Consider the following 16,142-nt stretch of genomic DNA (forward strand, 5'->3'; position numbering starts at 1 on the left):
ACTCTGATTTTATGAAAGATCCTTGCTACACGCTTTTCTGATGCAGATACTTCTCCTTTGTAGCCATTCCGCCCCGAATGTGACGCTCTGATTTGTTGATATCCAGTACGATTCTGGCCTGCTTGGCAAGAGACGGGTTGATGTGGGTCAGACGCTCGGCTACGTCCTTATGTACCGTGGACTTGCTAATCCCGAACCGCTTCGCTGTCTGCCGCACCGTTGCATTGTTCTCTATGATGTAATTAGCGATGGCCACCGCCCGTTCTTCGATATATTCCTTCAAGGTAATCCCCCTTGAGAACGTTTTTTACATCTTATGAGTAAAAAACCAGGATTATTCCAGGGGCTTAAAATCTATTCTTACTCTGAATATAAACGCCGGACATTTTGCATCTTTGTATAGCCAAAGGCCGGCAAGCGGACGAAATCCGGGACAGACGGCAGGCTAAATCTCCACCGCCTGCTCCACTACAAAGTCAACAGTCTTGTCAAAGATCAGACCGTCCTCCACCGTCTCCCGGCCGTACTGCTCCTCGAACGCCTCCGGACTCTCTGCTCCATACTGTTCGGCCAGGTCTTTTAATCCCTCCTGGTATTCTTCTTCCGTCACTGTAATCTGTTCCGCTTCCCTTATAGCCTCAATCACCAATTGGCTTTTCAGCTGATTCTCCGCCCGTTCCGCAGCCTGCTGGTAGAATTCCTCCTCGGAAATGCCATTCATATAATACTTCAGAAACTCCGCCATCTCTACGCCGTAAAGGGAGGCGTACATCTCATACTCCTGGACAATATTTGTCTTTATAAGCTCAATCTCCTCCTGGTCAAATTCAAACTCCGTATCCGCCGCCACTGCCTGGATCACACGGTTTTCCCACTCTGACGGCTGGTTCTGCACCTTTTCTGTCTCCAGCAGGGCCTTTGTGCCCTCCCGATATGCCTCTATGGAATCATATTCCGTATATTTCGCCACAAATTCATCCGTCCATTCAGCATCTACATACTCCACAATCTCGTGAACCGTAACTTCAAATACAACTTCTTTTCCGGACATTTCCGGATTTACCTTGTAGGGATCCGGAAAGGTTAGATTGAGATCATACGTATTGCCAATCTCTTTCCCAATCAGCCCTTCCTCAAAGCCTGCAATAAAAGAACCGGATCCAATGGTTAGATCATAGCCTTGATCCTGGGAGCTGCCCCCTTCAAAGGGTTCTCCGTCCATCCGGCCTACAAAATCAATGTTCACCGTGTCCCCTTCCTCTATGACCGTCTTGCCCTCCACCGGCTTTGTAGCCGGATAAAAATTCAGCAGAGCATCAATCTCCGCCTGAAGCTCTTCCTCCGTCACCTCTGTGCTGACGGCCTCTGCCTTTACACCCTTGTAATTCCCAAGCTTGACTACCTTGCTCTTACTCTCTTGGGTCTGCGTCTCGGTTTCAACCGGCGCCTCATTTGTCTCTGCTTCCTCTTTTCCGCCGCAGGCTGCGGTCATCGCCAGAGCTCCTGCAATAGCCAATGCCAAAATCCATCTTTTTTTCATAATCATTCTCCTTTTTAAGTTCTTCCATATCCATCTCTGCATCCTTTTTTACAGCAGAGGCGAAAACAATCTGGAAAACTGCTCCTTCAAACGCACCACATAGGATCTTTTCCCATAGAGATAAGGCGTCACCCTGGTACAGTATTTCAAATCCTCCAGGAACAAAGCTTCCAGCCGCTCAGCCGTCTGTACGCTGTAAATCACCGCATTTACCTCAAAATTGAGACAGAAGCTGCGGATATCCATATTGGCTGTCCCATAACAGCTTACGACCCCGTCCACCACCATTCCTTTGGCATGGAGAAATCCATTGTCATAGGTATAGCATTTGGCCCCGGCTTCCAGCAAATCGCCGATGTAGGAATAAGTAGCCCAGTATACAAAAGGATGATCCGGCTTGCAGGGAATCATCACCCTTACATCCACCCCGGACATGGCTGCAATCCGGATGGCATTCATAATAGTCTCATCGGGAATAAAATAGGGGGTCTGAATATAAATATTCCTTCTGGCCTTGCTGATCATTTTAAGGTACACATTGCGGATGTTCTGCCACTTGGAGTCCGGTCCGCTGGCAACAATCTGGACTGCCTCCTCCCCGCAGCGTTCCTGCTTATATTCTTCAAAATACCGATCCGTTATAAAAAGATTCTGTTTTGTGGCATAATTCCAATCCAGAATAAAACGGATATGCAAAGAGAGTACCGCAGAACCGCAGATTTGTAAATGGGTATCCCTCCAATAACCAAACTTTGGATCCATCCCCACATACTCTTTTCCAATATTAAAGCCCCCCACAAAGGCTGTTTTCCCGTCAATCACCACAATCTTACGGTGGTTCCGGTAGTTGATACGAAGCTGCAGCCGCCCGAAGAGGGCCGGGAAAAACTCTCCCACCTGAATGCCGGCCTCCCGAAGGCGCTTCCAGTCCCTTTTCTTCATGGCTCTGCTTCCCATGCTGTCATACAACAGGCGTACCTCCACCCCCTGCCGGACTTTTTCTGTCAGAAGCTTTTCAAATGCCTGCCACAGTTCGTCGTTCCGGATGATGTAATACTGGATATGAATGTATTCCTCCGCCTTCTCCATTGCTTCATAGAGGGCCCGGAACTTTTCTTTCCCGTCCGTGTAAATCTTGATATCATTGTCCGCCGTATACACGGCGTCCGCCGCCTCCAGGTTCATCAGTACCACATCCAGGTATTTCCGGAGCCGCGGATCCTTGGGCTCGAATTCGTCCCGGATGATGATTTCCTCCTGCTTGCTGATGGCAGAATATATGGCATCCTCGATCTCCTTTGTCCGGAACATATGCTGCTTATGAAAATCATGTCCGATAAAAAAATACAAAAAGATTCCCAGAATGGGAATAAAGTACAGCAAAAGAAGCCAGGTCCAGACCGTCCGCGGCTCCCTGCGTTCAAAAAACACAATCACAATGGATAATATAATATTGATAAAAATCAGATGATCCATCCAGAATCCTATAAGCTGGATGAGTCCATTCCACAAGCCTTCCAGGACAGCTAACATAATGCCTTCTTTCATTCCGGTTCTCTATTTCCGGTTCTCCATTTCCTTTTCAACGCCTTATTTGCTAGTATATCATTTTCCCTTGCGCTTTACCAGAAAAACTGTTATAATATCTTTTGTTTCAAGTACGCAGGAGGAATTGAGTCCATGTCAACACTTAGTATTGTTCTGATTGTTATTATTGTTGTCCTTATAGCCGTATTGGCAGCATTATATTTTTTTGGAAAAAAGGCACAGCGGCGTCAGGCTGTCCAGCAGGAACAGATGGAGGCCATGGCCCAGACCGTCAGTATGCTCGTTATTGACAAGAAGCGCATGAAGATCTCACAATCCGGGCTTCCCTCACAGGTCATCGAACAAACGCCCAAGCTTCTGCGCTGGAATAAGCTTCCCATCGTTAAGGCAAAGGTAGGCCCCAAGGTAATGACACTGGTCTGTGACGATAAAGTATTCGAGCTGATTCCCGTGAAGCGGGAGGTAAAAGTAGTGGTCAGCGGTATCTACATCAGCGCCATCAAAAGCGCAAGAGGAGGACTTGAGACACCGCCCCCGAAGAAAGGCTTTTTCAAGCGTCTGTTTAAAAAATAAGGATTCAAAAAGAAGCGCAGATTCATTTCCGGCGCTTCTTTTTTTAGATCCTGGATTGTATACCCTACGGGTATCCCATTAATGCATGCCCCTGCATCCATTTACCTGTGCAGACGGAAATCTCCAGCGTCCTTGGACTTCACATTCAGCTGTATGGAACAGTCCGCCAGATATTCGTCGTTCACATCCAGGGAATAGCCCACCTCCACATCAATGTCTGTGTCCCTCTCCTCTATCCGTATCCGATGCGCCATAATCCCAACGGTCAGATTACCGAAGGGCGTTGCATAGCAGGACACATTTTTCTTATTCTTTTCAAATACCATATGCACATTGGAAATGCCCCTCTTGATCACCTCCAGGCTTTCCTCCCCGATTTTCACCGTATTGTGAATATGGCCCGAACAGCCCTCTACTACCTCATCATAGAGAATGTAATGCTTCCCATTCCGATGATAATAGCTTCCTGCCGTTACAACCTCCACCGGAACCCCCTCTTCTCCTTCCAGAAGCTGAAGCCCGGCAATGGTAAGCAGTACTTCCTTTGTCATACTTTAAAACTCCTCTATCTGAATCTGCCGTGTGCTTGTAATATCAAAAGGTAAAATGGAATTGGCAAAAGCCTTAAAGCGCTCAGCCGCATCGCTTACAAAAAACTCGTAAGGGTTCTCCCCCGTCTTATTGTGCCCCTGATTATCAATCTGCTTTTCCCGTAAAAGCTCCCGAAGGCTGACCGCCGTCTCATAAGCCGGATTCACCAGGTTGACCTCCTCCCCCATCACTTTGCGCACCGTAGAGCGCAGAAGGGGGTAATGGGTACAGCCCAGAATCAAAGTATCTACCTTCCGATCCTTCATCTCCTGGAGATATCTTCTGGCTACAGCCTCGGTAATCGGGTCTTTCCACCAGCCTTCCTCCGCCAGGGAGACAAAGAGAGGACAGGCCTTTTCAAACACCTGTGTCTCCGGCCGCAGGCTTTGTATGTAATCCCTGTAAATATGGCTTCCCACCGTGGCTTCCGTGCCGATAACGCCGATATTTCCGCCGGGCGTCTCCCGGGCCGCTACCCGGGCCCCCGGCTTCACCACCCCGATCACCGGAAGCTCTATCTCCTGCTGTAAGGTCTCCATCGCATAGGCGCTGGCCGTATTACAGGCAATGACAATCACCTTTACCCTCCGGGTTCTCAGAAAGCGGACAATCTGCCGGGAATAGCGGATGACTGTATCCCTGGATTTCGTTCCGTAGGGCACCCGGGCCGTATCCCCAAAATATACAATTCGCTCCTGGGGAATCTGACGCATGATCTCCCTCACTACCGTCAGACCTCCCACGCCGGAGTCAAAGACCCCTATCGGCGCCTCCCTTACATCACTCATGTCCTGCCTCCTATTCCAGTTCCGTAATATCTCTTACAACACACAGATATGAAATCAATTTCCAGCCACACATCCATGTGGGAAATTTCCTGACCTTCCATCAGTCATTTAGAAAAGTCAGATATTTAAAACGAATCCTGACCTGCTTCTCTGTCTCTTGAGCGCTGTCCGCTTCCTCTTCTACGGCTTCCACAGCCCCGGACAGGCAGTATTCCGGATAAACGCCTCCCCACCAGGCCATCAAAGCCATAGGAGCCGGGCTGCACTGAGCCACCCGTCCGGCGTACAGAAAAGTCCCCGCGCCTCCGATCATCACAGACAGGGCCAGAATCAACAGCTGCATTTTATTCTTATTTCTCATGGTTCTCCTCCTGAATTTTCTTCCGTTCCCTGACCGTAAGCCGCGGAACCGAATCTTGTCCTCCAGAGAATTCCCATAATTTTCTTATTTTATACCTGTCTGTATGACCTTACTGCCGGATCATCAGTATCTCGCTGTACTAGTCCCGGATTCCGGCTAAGATAGCCGCTTCCTGATTATCGATATGGATACACACAGCGTCACATACCGCCTTCTTGTCCCCATTTTTAATCCCTGTGTAAATCGCATTGTGTTCCCGGTCAAGCCGCTCTCTGCTGCCCCTATCCTTCAGATACTCCAGCCGGTAACGGTACATCTGCTCCCTTAAGTTATTCAGAATATGAATCAGCCTGTCATTTTCCGTAGCCGCATAAATAATCTCATGGAAACGCACATCCGCATCTGCCAGACAGTTGACATCCTCCGCATCCTTCAAACGTCCAAACTCCTCTCCGGCCTCCTTAAGCTCCTCCAGAAGCTTCGGTGTAATCCGCTCACAGGCCACCTCACCGGCCAGAATCTCCAGCGTGCGGCGCACCTCCAGCACATCCTTGAGATCCTTCTCCGTAATACTGGCCACCACCGCTCCCCGGCGTGGAATCATCACCACAAGCCCCTCCAGCTCCAGCTTCCGGATAGCCTCCCGGATCGGCGTCCGGCTCACCCCCAGACGCTCCGCCAGATGCACCTCCATCAAACGCTCCCCGGGCTTAAGCTCCCCATACAGGATCGCCTGCCTGAGCGTCTGAAACACAACATCCCGAAGAGGAAGATATTCGTTGATCACTGTGCGAATTTCCTTACCCATCTTTCGCTCCTCTTTCCGTACCATAATATCAGAAAACAAATCGGCCCTTCCTTCATCAGCCGCCGAAACTCCGGTTATTATAAGGCGTAGTCAGAAAAATCTGCTTCGCCAGATGTCCCCGTTTCAGGACGCCGTAAGCCCTTTTCGCCGCCTGCCTGCTGTCAAAAATTCCAAACACCGTAGGGCCGCTCCCACTCATCAGCGCCCCAAGGGCCCCGGCCCGAAGCATCGCATCCTTAATCCTCTGAATCACCGGATAAGCCGGAACCGTCACCGTCTCCAACACATTCCCGGCCTCCATAAGCCCTGCAAGCCCCTTCAAATCCTGCTTTTTCAGAGCCTCCATCATCCCGTCAATATCCGGATGCCGCTCAAGCTCATCCGCCTTCAGATTCTCAAACACAAAACGTGTAGAAACTCCGATCCCCGGCTTCGCCACCAGAATCGTACAAGGCGGAAGCGGCGGAAGCGGACTAAGAACCTCACCAATCCCCTCCGCCAGAGCTGTCCCGCGCATAATACAGTAAGGCACATCCGCTCCAATCCGGACCCCCCTCTGCATAAGCTCCTCCACAGAAAGCCCCAGCTCATACATCCGGTTCATCCCAAAAAGCACTGCCGCCGCATCCGAGCTTCCCCCCGCCATCCCGGCCGCCACCGGAATATACTTCTTAAGCTCAATGGAAATCCCCCCCGGCAGCCCAAACTCATCACACAAAAGCTTCGCCGCCTTAAACACCAGATTATTCTCATTCTCCGGCAGATAATAAAGGTTTGTCCGAACCCGGATCCCCTCCTCCCGCCGTTTCTCCAGCTGAAGCTGATCAAAAATATGTACCGTCTGCATAATCATCCGGACCTCATGATACCCGTCCTCCCGTCTACGCAGAACATCCAGCCCCAGATTAATCTTCGCCATAGCCCTAAGCTGCATCCTATCCATTCCACCCATCCTCTGTTCCCAATCCATTGTATTTCCTCTGTTTTTTGTATACACAAAAGTATAACAAACTTCCCCCTCCCACACAACCCCAAAAATACACCAAATCCCCACCCCCTTACATCCCCCACACCTGCCGCCCCCAAAATCAGGGGCAGGCAGAAAATAAGCCCTCCGGCATTTCCGATATCCAGGTGTCCGGCTGTTCACGCACACACTGTCTGATATGGGCGAACATTACCCCAAAGCATCCCATACCCCAAAACACTCCAAGGTAATGTTCACACAGAGCAGACAGTGTGTACGTGAACCGTCCGAACACCAGATGCGGAAATACCGGAGGGCTTATTTTCTGCCTGCCCCGTCCATCCATCCCTCCTCTCTACAAATTCTCCATCTGTTTCACCAGCAGCAGCTTCTGCCCCTGCCGAATCTGATCACTGCTCAACTCATTCAACTCACAAATCCAATCCACCGTAGTATGATAAGCCTTCGCAATATCCCAAAGCGTATCCGCTGGCTGCGCCGTATAGATCAAAAACCCTGGCAGCCCCTTCACCACATCCATATCAAGAGGCCGCTCCTCAACCTCCGAAATACGCTCCATGCTCACCCGGTTCAGCACCAGCGCATTCACCTGCACAACCGCCTTCACTTCCAGCTCCCCGCTATTCACCATAGTAACCCCAAGCTGTTCCAGGGAAGTCTGAATATAATAAACACTATCCTTCCCAATCCCGGAAGCCTCGACAAGATGCTCAAAAGGAACCACATCCTTCAGGCACAGGAACGGGTGATTATCATCCGAAGTCACATAAAGAACCTGTATGGAGATGACACCTTCCACCAGAAGCCCCTCCGGCGTAATCGAAGTCTCATCCACCTTCACCTCGCCCCGGCTGTGGCAGATCTGAAGAATCTGCACCTCCGGGCTTCCGGTCTTCATCCGGTCCGCCACCCGGCACTTCGAAGAATTGCTCACCAGAATGCTCTCATAAACCGCCGGCGCCGTAATCAATTCCAGCTCCCGTACCGGACTGTACAGATCACAGATCATGCTCAGATGCTCTTCCTCATAAAGCTGGATATCCAGCTCCAATACCGCATCCAGATTCAGCACCCGAAGTTCCCCGTCATAATCCGGCTTCAATTCCAGATCGCTGTGCGCCAGGAGAATTCCGAGATTTCCAAGCATCCCTTCCCGGCAGCCGCTCACATCCACATGACTGCTGAAAGGAATCACCTGCTCCATCCAGAATGCCTTTCCGCTCTCCTCCTCGCCCTCATACAGAACGAACACCACAAGCTCGCCCTTAACAAGAATCTCGCCTTCGCCTATCCGAAGCTCCGTCCCCTGCATAGAGATATCCTGCCAGAGCAGCTGGCGGATATTGGGCTTGTTGGCCGGCAGAATCATCTCATCCTTAATCCGGCAGGTGTCCTTCTTCCGGACAGCCAGACCGGCTGTGGATACATGGCAGGTCTTTACCTGGATTGTCTCAGAATCCTCTGCCTCCACCGGCACCTCCACGTCAAAAAGCTCCTCCACGCAAAGCTCCAGAGTTACAATTGTCTTGATGCTCAGCTTCCTGGAATTGATCAGAGCCGAGGACACATCCTCCAGCATCCATTTTAATTGTAAGCTGTCTCCGTCCCTGGCATCCTCTACATTCATCATTTCCTCAAAAGGAATCTGCCCCTGTACACTATGTAATCCGCTCTCCGGCCCTTCCTCCATATAGAGCACAAAAAAGTTCAGGGCGCCTTTGACCTTCACCCGGCCCGCCTCCACCCGTACTTCTCCGATCTCAATACTTCCTTTTTCCTGTATAATCATACCGGCATCCGGCATGTTATCCGGAATATTATAGTCATCATCCAGAGTCATCTGGCTGACTGCTTTTCCCTTTCGCCGGTTCATATGTATATTTCTGCGAACAAGCTCCATAACATACACCTGCTTTCCCATTTCTTTTCTACCAATCTATGCAGAAAGCTCTACTGAAATACCACCGGTTTATCCACATATTCCGTCCGCGCCACCAGACAGGGGTAGCTTGATACCTCCGCTACCTGCTCTTCTTTGCTAGGGCCGATAAGGCTGGTGTCAAAATAAATGGCATTTTCCGAAAGATACAGCTCGTTGACTGCAATGCTGTAGCCGCTTGTCTTCTGCTCCCCATAGCCGATACACAGGTAAAGCTGCCCCTCCTCCTCATAAGTTAATTTGAACTCCCCCTTCCGTTTTTCTTCCAGAATCGCCTCCAATCCCTCCGGAGCCTTCCCCTCTTCCACAATCGTATATTCCAGATCCCTAAGCTTTTCCTGTTCATTTGTCTGAATGCTGCACCCGGAAAGAAAAATCAGAATGCTGCCGATTAAAAGAATCCGTTTCCACATATTCATCACCTCACTTATATTTACGTGGAAAAAGCTTGTATTATCCTTGTTTTTTAATGTTATCTTTATTATAATGGGAAAAGAAGAATCCGGTTACGGCCTGCTTGATCTATCCGCCGTACCGCGAAAGGAGAAGTACTATGCGTTTTAAAACCTCTGCCGATGACCATGTGAATCACAGGTACAGCGGCATTTTACTGCACCCCACTTCCTTTCCGTCCCCCTACGGAATCGGGGATTTTGGAAAAGGTGCCTACGAATTTGTTGACTTTCTGGAAGCCTCTGGGCAGCATCTCTGGCAGATCCTCCCTCTGGTTCCCATTACCTCCTACGGCAATTCCCCCTACCAGGGCTATTCCGTGTTTGCCGGAGAGCCTCTGCTGATTAGCCCGGAGCTTTTGAAGGAAAAGGAGCTTCTGACCGAGGAGGATCTGAAGGATATTCCCAGCTTCGACGCAACACGGATAGATTATGAGAAGGTGCGCGCCTACAAGTTCGGCCTTTACAAGAAGGCATACGAGGCCTTCCGCCATACTGCAGATAAAAACTTCCTTGAGGAATACAATTCCTTCTGTGAGGCCAATGCCTTCTGGCTTTCGGATTACTGCCTGTTTATGGCCATCCGAGAGGATCAGGAGGAAGCCCCCTGGACAGAATGGCCCGAGGAGCTTCGCAGCCTTTCCGCCAAGGATCGGCCCCTGTGGGAGAAGAAGCTGGCCAAGGGTATTGCCTATCAAAAGTTTTTACAATACTTATTCTATATACAGTGGTATGATCTGAAAACCTATGCCAATGAAAAGAACATTGCCATCATCGGCGATATTCCCATTTTTGTGTCCCCGGACGGGGCCGATGTATGGGCCAACCGGCATCTGTTCCAGGTCAACGAGGACGGCTATCCGGATTCCGTGGCAGGCGTTCCCCCCGACTATTTCAGCGCTGCCGGCCAGAAGTGGAACAATCCCCTCTATGACTGGGACGCTCACAAAAAGGAGGGCTACCAGTGGTGGATTGCCCGTATCCGCAATCAGATTGACCAGGTAGACTACCTGCGCATCGATCATTTCCGAGGCTTTGAATCCTACTGGGAAGTGGACGCCAAGGAGGAAACAGCCATCAACGGCACCTGGAAAAAGGGACCGGGCGAGGCGCTTTTTCGGGCTGTCCAAAAGGAACTTGGAGACGATCTTCCCATTTTCGCAGAGGATCTGGGGCTGATCACCCCAGAGGTTGAGCATCTTCGTGATACTTTAGGCTTCCCTGGCATGAGGATTCTGCAGTTTGCCTTTGAGGGCGGTGAGAGCACCTTCCTGCCCCATCAATTGAACACACGCAACTGTATCTGCTACACAGGCACCCACGATAACGACACCAGCACCGGCTGGTATCAGAATACTTCGGACTATGCAAAGGATAAGGTGCGCCGTTATATGAACACGGACGCCTCCAGCATCAGCTGGGACTTTATCCGTATCTGCCTGGGCACCATTGCCCGTTACGCCATTTTCCCGCTCCAGGATGTACTGAAGCTTGGAAGCGAAGCCCGGATGAATACCCCCGGCGTGCCCCTTGGCAATTGGGAATGGCGTTATCGCAGGGAAGATTTGAATTCCGGCATGGCTTCCGGATTACGGCAGATGACGGAGCTCTTCGGCAGATAGGAGGCATGAATGATACGATTCATTATAATTGTTCTGATGTTATTTCTCTATCTGCTTCTGGGCATCCCCGTTCTCCTGGTCGAATGGGTCATCGGAAAGTTCAATCAAGAGGCAAAGGACTATAGCTGTCTGCACATGGTGCAGACAGCCTTTAAGCTAATGCTCAAGGTAACCGGCGTGCGCCTAACGGTCATCGGGGAGGAAAATGTCCCCAAGGATCAGGCTGTTCTCTACATCGGAAACCACCGCAGTTATTTTGATATCCTTCTTACCTACTCCCGATGCCCCGGGCTTACAGGCTATGTAGCCAAAGTAGAGATGCTCCGCTACTGGCTTCTCCGGGACTGGATGAAAGCGCTCTACTGCCTGTTTCTGGATCGGAAGGACATTAAGGCCGGATTAAAAACCATCCTCCAGGGAATTGAATATATCAAAAGAGGAATTTCCATCTGCATCTTCCCAGAGGGAACCAGGAACCGCACGGACGAGATGCTTCCCTTTAAGGAAGGCAGTATGAAAATTGCGGAAAAGACAGGATGCCCCATCATCCCTATGGCCATTACCAATTCCGCAGAAATATTTGAAAACCATCTTCCTTTTATCCGCCCCTGTCATGTGATTCTGGAGTATGGCGCCCCCATTCTCCCCAGGGAGCTGACAAAGGAGGAGAAAAAGTTTCTGGGCTCCTATACCCAGAACCGGATACAGGAGATGCTGGATAAGAACAAGAGCCTGATATAGCTCTGTGTACACGGCTCGCCGGTTATCTGTATATTATAAGTAGTGAAACTGGAATACGAGGAGAAAATATATGAAAATCGTCGTTTTGGCCGGAGGCACCAGTACCGAACGGGATGTATCCCTAAGCTCCGGCAGCAAGATTTACTATGCCTTGAAGGCAAGAGGCCACCAGGCCATCCTTCTGGATGTGTATCTGGGCCTGGAATTCAATGAGCCTGTGACAAAAGGGCTTTTTGAAAAAGACATTGACTGGGCAAAGGATATCCGGGCCGTTTCCGAATCCCACCCGGATCTCTCTCGTCTGAAAGAGCAGCGCAAGGACGGCGGCAGAAGCATGTTCGGCCCCAATGTGCTGGCTCTCTGCGAACTGGCTGACATTGTATTCCTGGGACTTCACGGAGCAAACGGAGAGGACGGCCGCATCCAGGCCGCCTTTGATCTGATGGGCATTCCCTATACCGGAACGGGATATCTAAGCAGTGCGCTTGCCATGGATAAGGGCCTGTCCAAGCAATTGTTCCGGCAGGCCAAAATTCCCACCCCCGCAGGCATCACCTTGAAAAACGGCCAGCAGGCGGATCCTGCTTCCGTTCCCTATCCCTGCATGGTAAAGACTGTCTGCGGCGGATCCAGTGTGGGCACTTACCGGGTAGAGCGTCCGGAGGATCTGCCAGACGTGCTTACAAAAGCCTATACCTTCGGGGAGGATGTCATTGTGGAGCAGTTTATCTCCGGACGGGAATTCTCCGTGGGCGTGATTGACGGAAAGGCTCTTCCTGTTATTGAGATTGCTCCCTTGCAGGGCTACTATGACTATAAGAACAAATATCAGCCCGGAAGCACCGTGGAAACCTGCCCGGCGGACTTAAGCAGCGAACTGACCGCTCAGCTGCAGGGCTATGCAGAGCAGGTATTTGAAGCCTTAAAGCTCAGCTCCTATGCCCGGATTGATTTTATGATGGATGCGTCCGATGACTCTTTTTACTGCCTGGAAGCCAACACTCTGCCGGGCATGACCCCCACCAGCCTGCTTCCGCAGGAGGCTGCGGCTGTAGGGATGTCCTTTGAAGAGCTCTGCGAGAAACTGATTGAAGTCTCCCTTGCCCGGTATCGGCAGGCATAATCTGTATCTTTGACAAAACCATTATGCAAAACCGCTCCCAATGCTACACTTCTCAGATACCGGATTTTCTGTTTATGAATTTAGTTGTGACGGTAAAGTAAATCTTATTTTAACCTCAACGGAATAGGAACTGCTATTATGAAAGAAATGTCATTAAACCAAATCGCTCGTGCCTGCAAAGGAACCTATATAGGAGAGGAATCAAAAAAGAGCCTGGAGGTATCCGGTGTTGTCATCGACAGCCGGAAGGTTGAGCCAGGGTATCTTTTTGCTGCCATCAAGGGCGAGCGTGTAGACGGCCACAGCTTCATCCCCTCAGTCTTTGCAAAGGGCGCGGCCTGCGTCCTCTGTGAGCATGTCCCCGAGCATCCGGCCGGCCCCTGCATTCTGGCAGATTCCTGCCTGGAAGCCTTGAAAAGTCTGGCAGAATACTACCGCAGCACCTTGTCCATTCCCATTGTGGGAATCACCGGCAGTGTGGGCAAAACCAGCACCAAGGAAATGATCGCCGCCGTACTGGGGCAGAAATATAACGTCTTAAAGACCGAAGGTAATTTCAACAACGAAATCGGCCTTCCCCTGACGATCTTCCGTATCCGTGAGGAGCATGAGGCCGCTGTTCTGGAAATGGGCATCAGTGACTTTGGGGAAATGACCCGTTTAAGCCGTATGGCAAAGCCCAATCTCTGTGTAATCACCAACATCGGCCTCTGCCATCTGGAAAATCTAAAAGATCGGGACGGCATCTTAAAGGCCAAGACAGAAATGTTCCAAGAGGCCCAGCCCGGCGCACAGGTTATCTTAAACGGCGACGACGACAAGCTGATCACCCTTCGGGAAAGCCGCACCCCAACGCCCTGCTTTTTCGGCCTGGATCCCTCTAACGATCTCTATGCGGAGCAGATTGAAAACCTGGGCCTTGACGGCACGCACTGTACCTTTGTAACCAAAGCAGGAAGCTTTACGGCTCATATCCCCATTCCAGGCCGCCATATGGTCTACAACGCTCTGGCCGGAACTGCCGTGGGGCTGGCCCTGAATCTGACCCCGGAGCAAATCAAGGCCGGTATAGAAGGCCTCACTCCTGTCAGCGGACGAAATAATCTGATTCACACGGAAAAATGGACGATTCTGGACGACTGCTACAACGCCAACCCCGTCTCCATGTGCGCTTCCCTGGATGTTCTGAGCTTCGCTCTGGGACGAAAGGTCGCCATTCTGGGAGATATGGGCGAGCTTGGGGAGCATGAAAAGCTGCTTCATTACAATGTAGGCTGCCATGCAGCCGATGCCGGCATAGACGCTGTCTTTCTTGTAGGAGAGCTCTCAAGGGAAACCGCCCGGGGCATCGAGGCCAAAAACCCCTCACTCACCTTCCGGCATTTTGGCTCCAAAGAAGAGCTGCTTGCCGCTTTGCCGCTTCTTCTTTCCAAAGGAGATTCAATCCTGGTGAAAGCTTCACATTTTATGGAGTTTGGGGAGATTGTAGATTATTTAAAAAATGCCAGCGGCTTTACCCTTTAGTGCTGTCACGCAACGACTTTAACCAGGAGAGAAATGCCATGAAAAAACTACGCTTCGGAATCCTAAGCACCTCCTCCATCGCCCCGCGCTTTATCAAGGGCGTACGAGCCGCAAAAAGCTGCGAGGCTTCTGCGCTGGCATCCAGAAATCTTGAAAAAGCCCAGGAAAAGGCAGCTCTCTGGAATGTCCCAAAAGCCTATGGAAGCTATGAGGAGCTTCTGCGTTCCAATGAAATTGATGCGGCATATGTAGCCATGATCAATAGCGCACACTACCGCTATGCAAAGATGGCCCTGGAACAGGGAAAGCATGTACTCTGTGAGAAGCCCTTTACCTTAAGCGTCCAGGAATCCCGGGAGCTGTTCGCCCTTGCAAGGGAAAAAGGCCTTTTTATTATGGAGGCTCAGAAGGTTCTCTTCCTTCCCGTTGTGCAGAAATTAAAAGAACTGATCCGGTCCGGCTCTTTCGGGGCCATTAGGATGGCTGACTTCTCCAGTTCCTTCGACCCAGGCTACAATACCTGGTTTTTTGATGCGGAAAAGGGCGGCGGCCCCCTCTACGGGAACGCTATTTACAGCCTTCAGCTTATGCAGTATCTTTTCGACTGCAGGGTTACGGACTGGAGCGGACTGTGCACCAAAAGCCAGGCCCGTGTAGAAAATCAATTCTCCCTCTCCCTGCTGATGGAAAACGGCCTTCTCTTCACAAACAAAACAAGCACTGCCGTAACCACCGCCCACACAGGTTATCTATATGGAGAAAACGGCTATATCGAAATCCCGGACTACTGGAAAGCGCGTAAAGCCATTCTGCACTATCCCGGGCAGGAGCCTGTAATTCTTGAATACCCCTGCGAACACGAACTCATGTATGAAGTTCTTCATGTGGAGCAATGTATCCGGAAGGGATTGACCGAAAGCCCTCTTATGACAGAGGATATGACCGTAAATGCCATAAAAGTATTAAACGCCATTCAAAAAATGTGGTTTTCCTAAAACAGGTTAGCCATAAAAACAAACAAAAGAACATTGGAAAGCTCCCCTTCTATACACACAGAGCTCTCTCAAAAAAACGAATTTTGCAACATTTTCCCACAAAATTCCATTATTTATGCTTGACATTTAGCTTAGGATAGGCTAATATGAAGGTGCATTGAAGTATATTTTTGATGAATTTGATTCACATGTTTTGTAGGTCATCATTCTATGCATGATGCTTACAGAACATGTTTTTTTTATCTCGGAGAAGATATGCGGAATAGTACTTAAGTTAGGAGGTAACTTTTAATGAACAAAGGTACAGTAAAATGGTTCAACGGCACAAAGGGATATGGTTTCATTACCAATTCCGAAACTGGCGAGGACGTATTCGTACATTTCTCCGGTATTGTTGCCGAAGGATTCAAAACACTGGAAGAAGGACAGTCCGTAACCTTCGATATCACCGAGGGGAATCGCGGACCTCAGGCAACCAATGTAGTTGTTGTTGCGTAGACGTCAAAAAAGATATCCCGGCAATCCGTAAGGACTGCCGGGATATCTTTT

17 protein-coding genes are annotated in these 16,142 nt (G+C 50.2%); 7 read left to right on the forward strand and 10 right to left on the reverse strand.

The features are described from left to right. Positions 1-25 precede the first annotated feature (25 nt). The 3 genes from spoIIID to cls form a co-directional block, all read right to left on the reverse strand. Positions 26-283 (reverse strand): sporulation transcriptional regulator SpoIIID, encoded by a 258-nt coding sequence (gene spoIIID / locus VV089_RS16605; protein WP_172540599.1) that lies wholly within the window; start codon positions 281-283, stop codon positions 26-28. Between the two features lie 162 nt (positions 284-445). Then, positions 446-1,540: a trigger factor gene (tig, locus tag VV089_RS16610; protein WP_172540600.1), complete on the reverse strand. Its 1,095-nt coding sequence runs from the start codon at positions 1,538-1,540 to the stop codon at positions 446-448. Positions 1,541-1,588: 48 nt separating this feature from the next. Then, positions 1,589-3,088, reverse strand: coding sequence for a cardiolipin synthase (gene cls / locus VV089_RS16615; protein ID WP_442891555.1), 1,500 nt, complete (start codon positions 3,086-3,088; stop codon positions 1,589-1,591). A gap of 132 nt (positions 3,089-3,220) precedes the next feature. On the opposite strand from cls, the gene VV089_RS16620 reads away from it, so the two are divergent. After that, positions 3,221-3,661 (forward strand): hypothetical protein, encoded by a 441-nt coding sequence (locus VV089_RS16620; RefSeq protein ID WP_172540601.1) that lies wholly within the window; start codon positions 3,221-3,223, stop codon positions 3,659-3,661. A gap of 101 nt (positions 3,662-3,762) precedes the next feature. Here VV089_RS16620 and VV089_RS16625 read toward each other — a convergent pair whose 3' ends face one another. The 7 genes from VV089_RS16625 to VV089_RS16655 form a co-directional block, all read right to left on the reverse strand. After that, complete coding sequence (locus tag VV089_RS16625; protein ID WP_172540602.1) at positions 3,763-4,212, reverse strand: DUF1934 domain-containing protein; 450 nt, start codon at positions 4,210-4,212, stop codon at positions 3,763-3,765. A gap of 3 nt (positions 4,213-4,215) precedes the next feature. Continuing rightward, a complete protein-coding gene (murI, locus tag VV089_RS16630) occupies positions 4,216-5,040 on the reverse strand; it encodes a glutamate racemase (protein WP_172540603.1) in 825 nt (274 codons plus the stop codon). Between the two features lie 100 nt (positions 5,041-5,140). Further along, positions 5,141-5,401 (reverse strand): hypothetical protein, encoded by a 261-nt coding sequence (locus VV089_RS16635; RefSeq protein WP_172540604.1) that lies wholly within the window; start codon positions 5,399-5,401, stop codon positions 5,141-5,143. Between the two features lie 139 nt (positions 5,402-5,540). Continuing rightward, a complete protein-coding gene (locus tag VV089_RS16640; protein WP_172540605.1) occupies positions 5,541-6,209 on the reverse strand; it encodes a GntR family transcriptional regulator in 669 nt (222 codons plus the stop codon). Between the two features lie 55 nt (positions 6,210-6,264). Then, positions 6,265-7,161 carry a 4-(cytidine 5'-diphospho)-2-C-methyl-D-erythritol kinase gene (gene ispE / locus VV089_RS16645; RefSeq protein ID WP_334337591.1) on the reverse strand — a complete coding sequence of 299 codons (897 nt, stop codon included), beginning with the start codon at positions 7,159-7,161 and terminating at the stop codon, positions 6,265-6,267. Positions 7,162-7,531: 370 nt separating this feature from the next. Continuing rightward, positions 7,532-9,118: a DUF3794 and LysM peptidoglycan-binding domain-containing protein gene (locus VV089_RS16650; RefSeq protein ID WP_334336669.1), complete on the reverse strand. Its 1,587-nt coding sequence runs from the start codon at positions 9,116-9,118 to the stop codon at positions 7,532-7,534. Between the two features lie 29 nt (positions 9,119-9,147). Further along, positions 9,148-9,549 (reverse strand): protease complex subunit PrcB family protein, encoded by a 402-nt coding sequence (locus VV089_RS16655; protein WP_334336670.1) that lies wholly within the window; start codon positions 9,547-9,549, stop codon positions 9,148-9,150. A gap of 140 nt (positions 9,550-9,689) precedes the next feature. Between VV089_RS16655 and malQ the strand changes: the two genes are divergently transcribed. From malQ to VV089_RS16685, 6 genes are all read left to right on the forward strand, one after another. Further along, positions 9,690-11,210 (forward strand): 4-alpha-glucanotransferase, encoded by a 1,521-nt coding sequence (gene malQ / locus VV089_RS16660; RefSeq protein ID WP_172540608.1) that lies wholly within the window; start codon positions 9,690-9,692, stop codon positions 11,208-11,210. Positions 11,211-11,219: 9 nt separating this feature from the next. Then, on the forward strand, positions 11,220-11,951 hold the full coding sequence (locus VV089_RS16665) for a lysophospholipid acyltransferase family protein (protein ID WP_172540609.1): 732 nt from the start codon (positions 11,220-11,222) through the stop codon (positions 11,949-11,951). A gap of 70 nt (positions 11,952-12,021) precedes the next feature. Beyond that, positions 12,022-13,074: a D-alanine--D-alanine ligase family protein gene (locus VV089_RS16670; protein WP_334336671.1), complete on the forward strand. Its 1,053-nt coding sequence runs from the start codon at positions 12,022-12,024 to the stop codon at positions 13,072-13,074. 138 nt (positions 13,075-13,212) lie between these two features. After that, positions 13,213-14,598, forward strand: coding sequence for a UDP-N-acetylmuramoyl-tripeptide--D-alanyl-D-alanine ligase (locus VV089_RS16675; RefSeq protein ID WP_334336672.1), 1,386 nt, complete (start codon positions 13,213-13,215; stop codon positions 14,596-14,598). 38 nt (positions 14,599-14,636) lie between these two features. Next, positions 14,637-15,593, forward strand: a complete 957-nt coding sequence (locus tag VV089_RS16680) for a Gfo/Idh/MocA family protein (protein ID WP_172540323.1) — start codon at positions 14,637-14,639, stop codon at positions 15,591-15,593. 291 nt (positions 15,594-15,884) lie between these two features. Then, positions 15,885-16,091 (forward strand): cold-shock protein, encoded by a 207-nt coding sequence (locus VV089_RS16685; protein ID WP_160562735.1) that lies wholly within the window; start codon positions 15,885-15,887, stop codon positions 16,089-16,091. Positions 16,092-16,142: the final 51 nt, after the last annotated feature.

The organism is Candidatus Merdisoma sp. JLR.KK011 (assembly GCF_036941125.1).
Taxonomy (GTDB): domain Bacteria; phylum Bacillota; class Clostridia; order Lachnospirales; family Lachnospiraceae; genus Laedolimicola.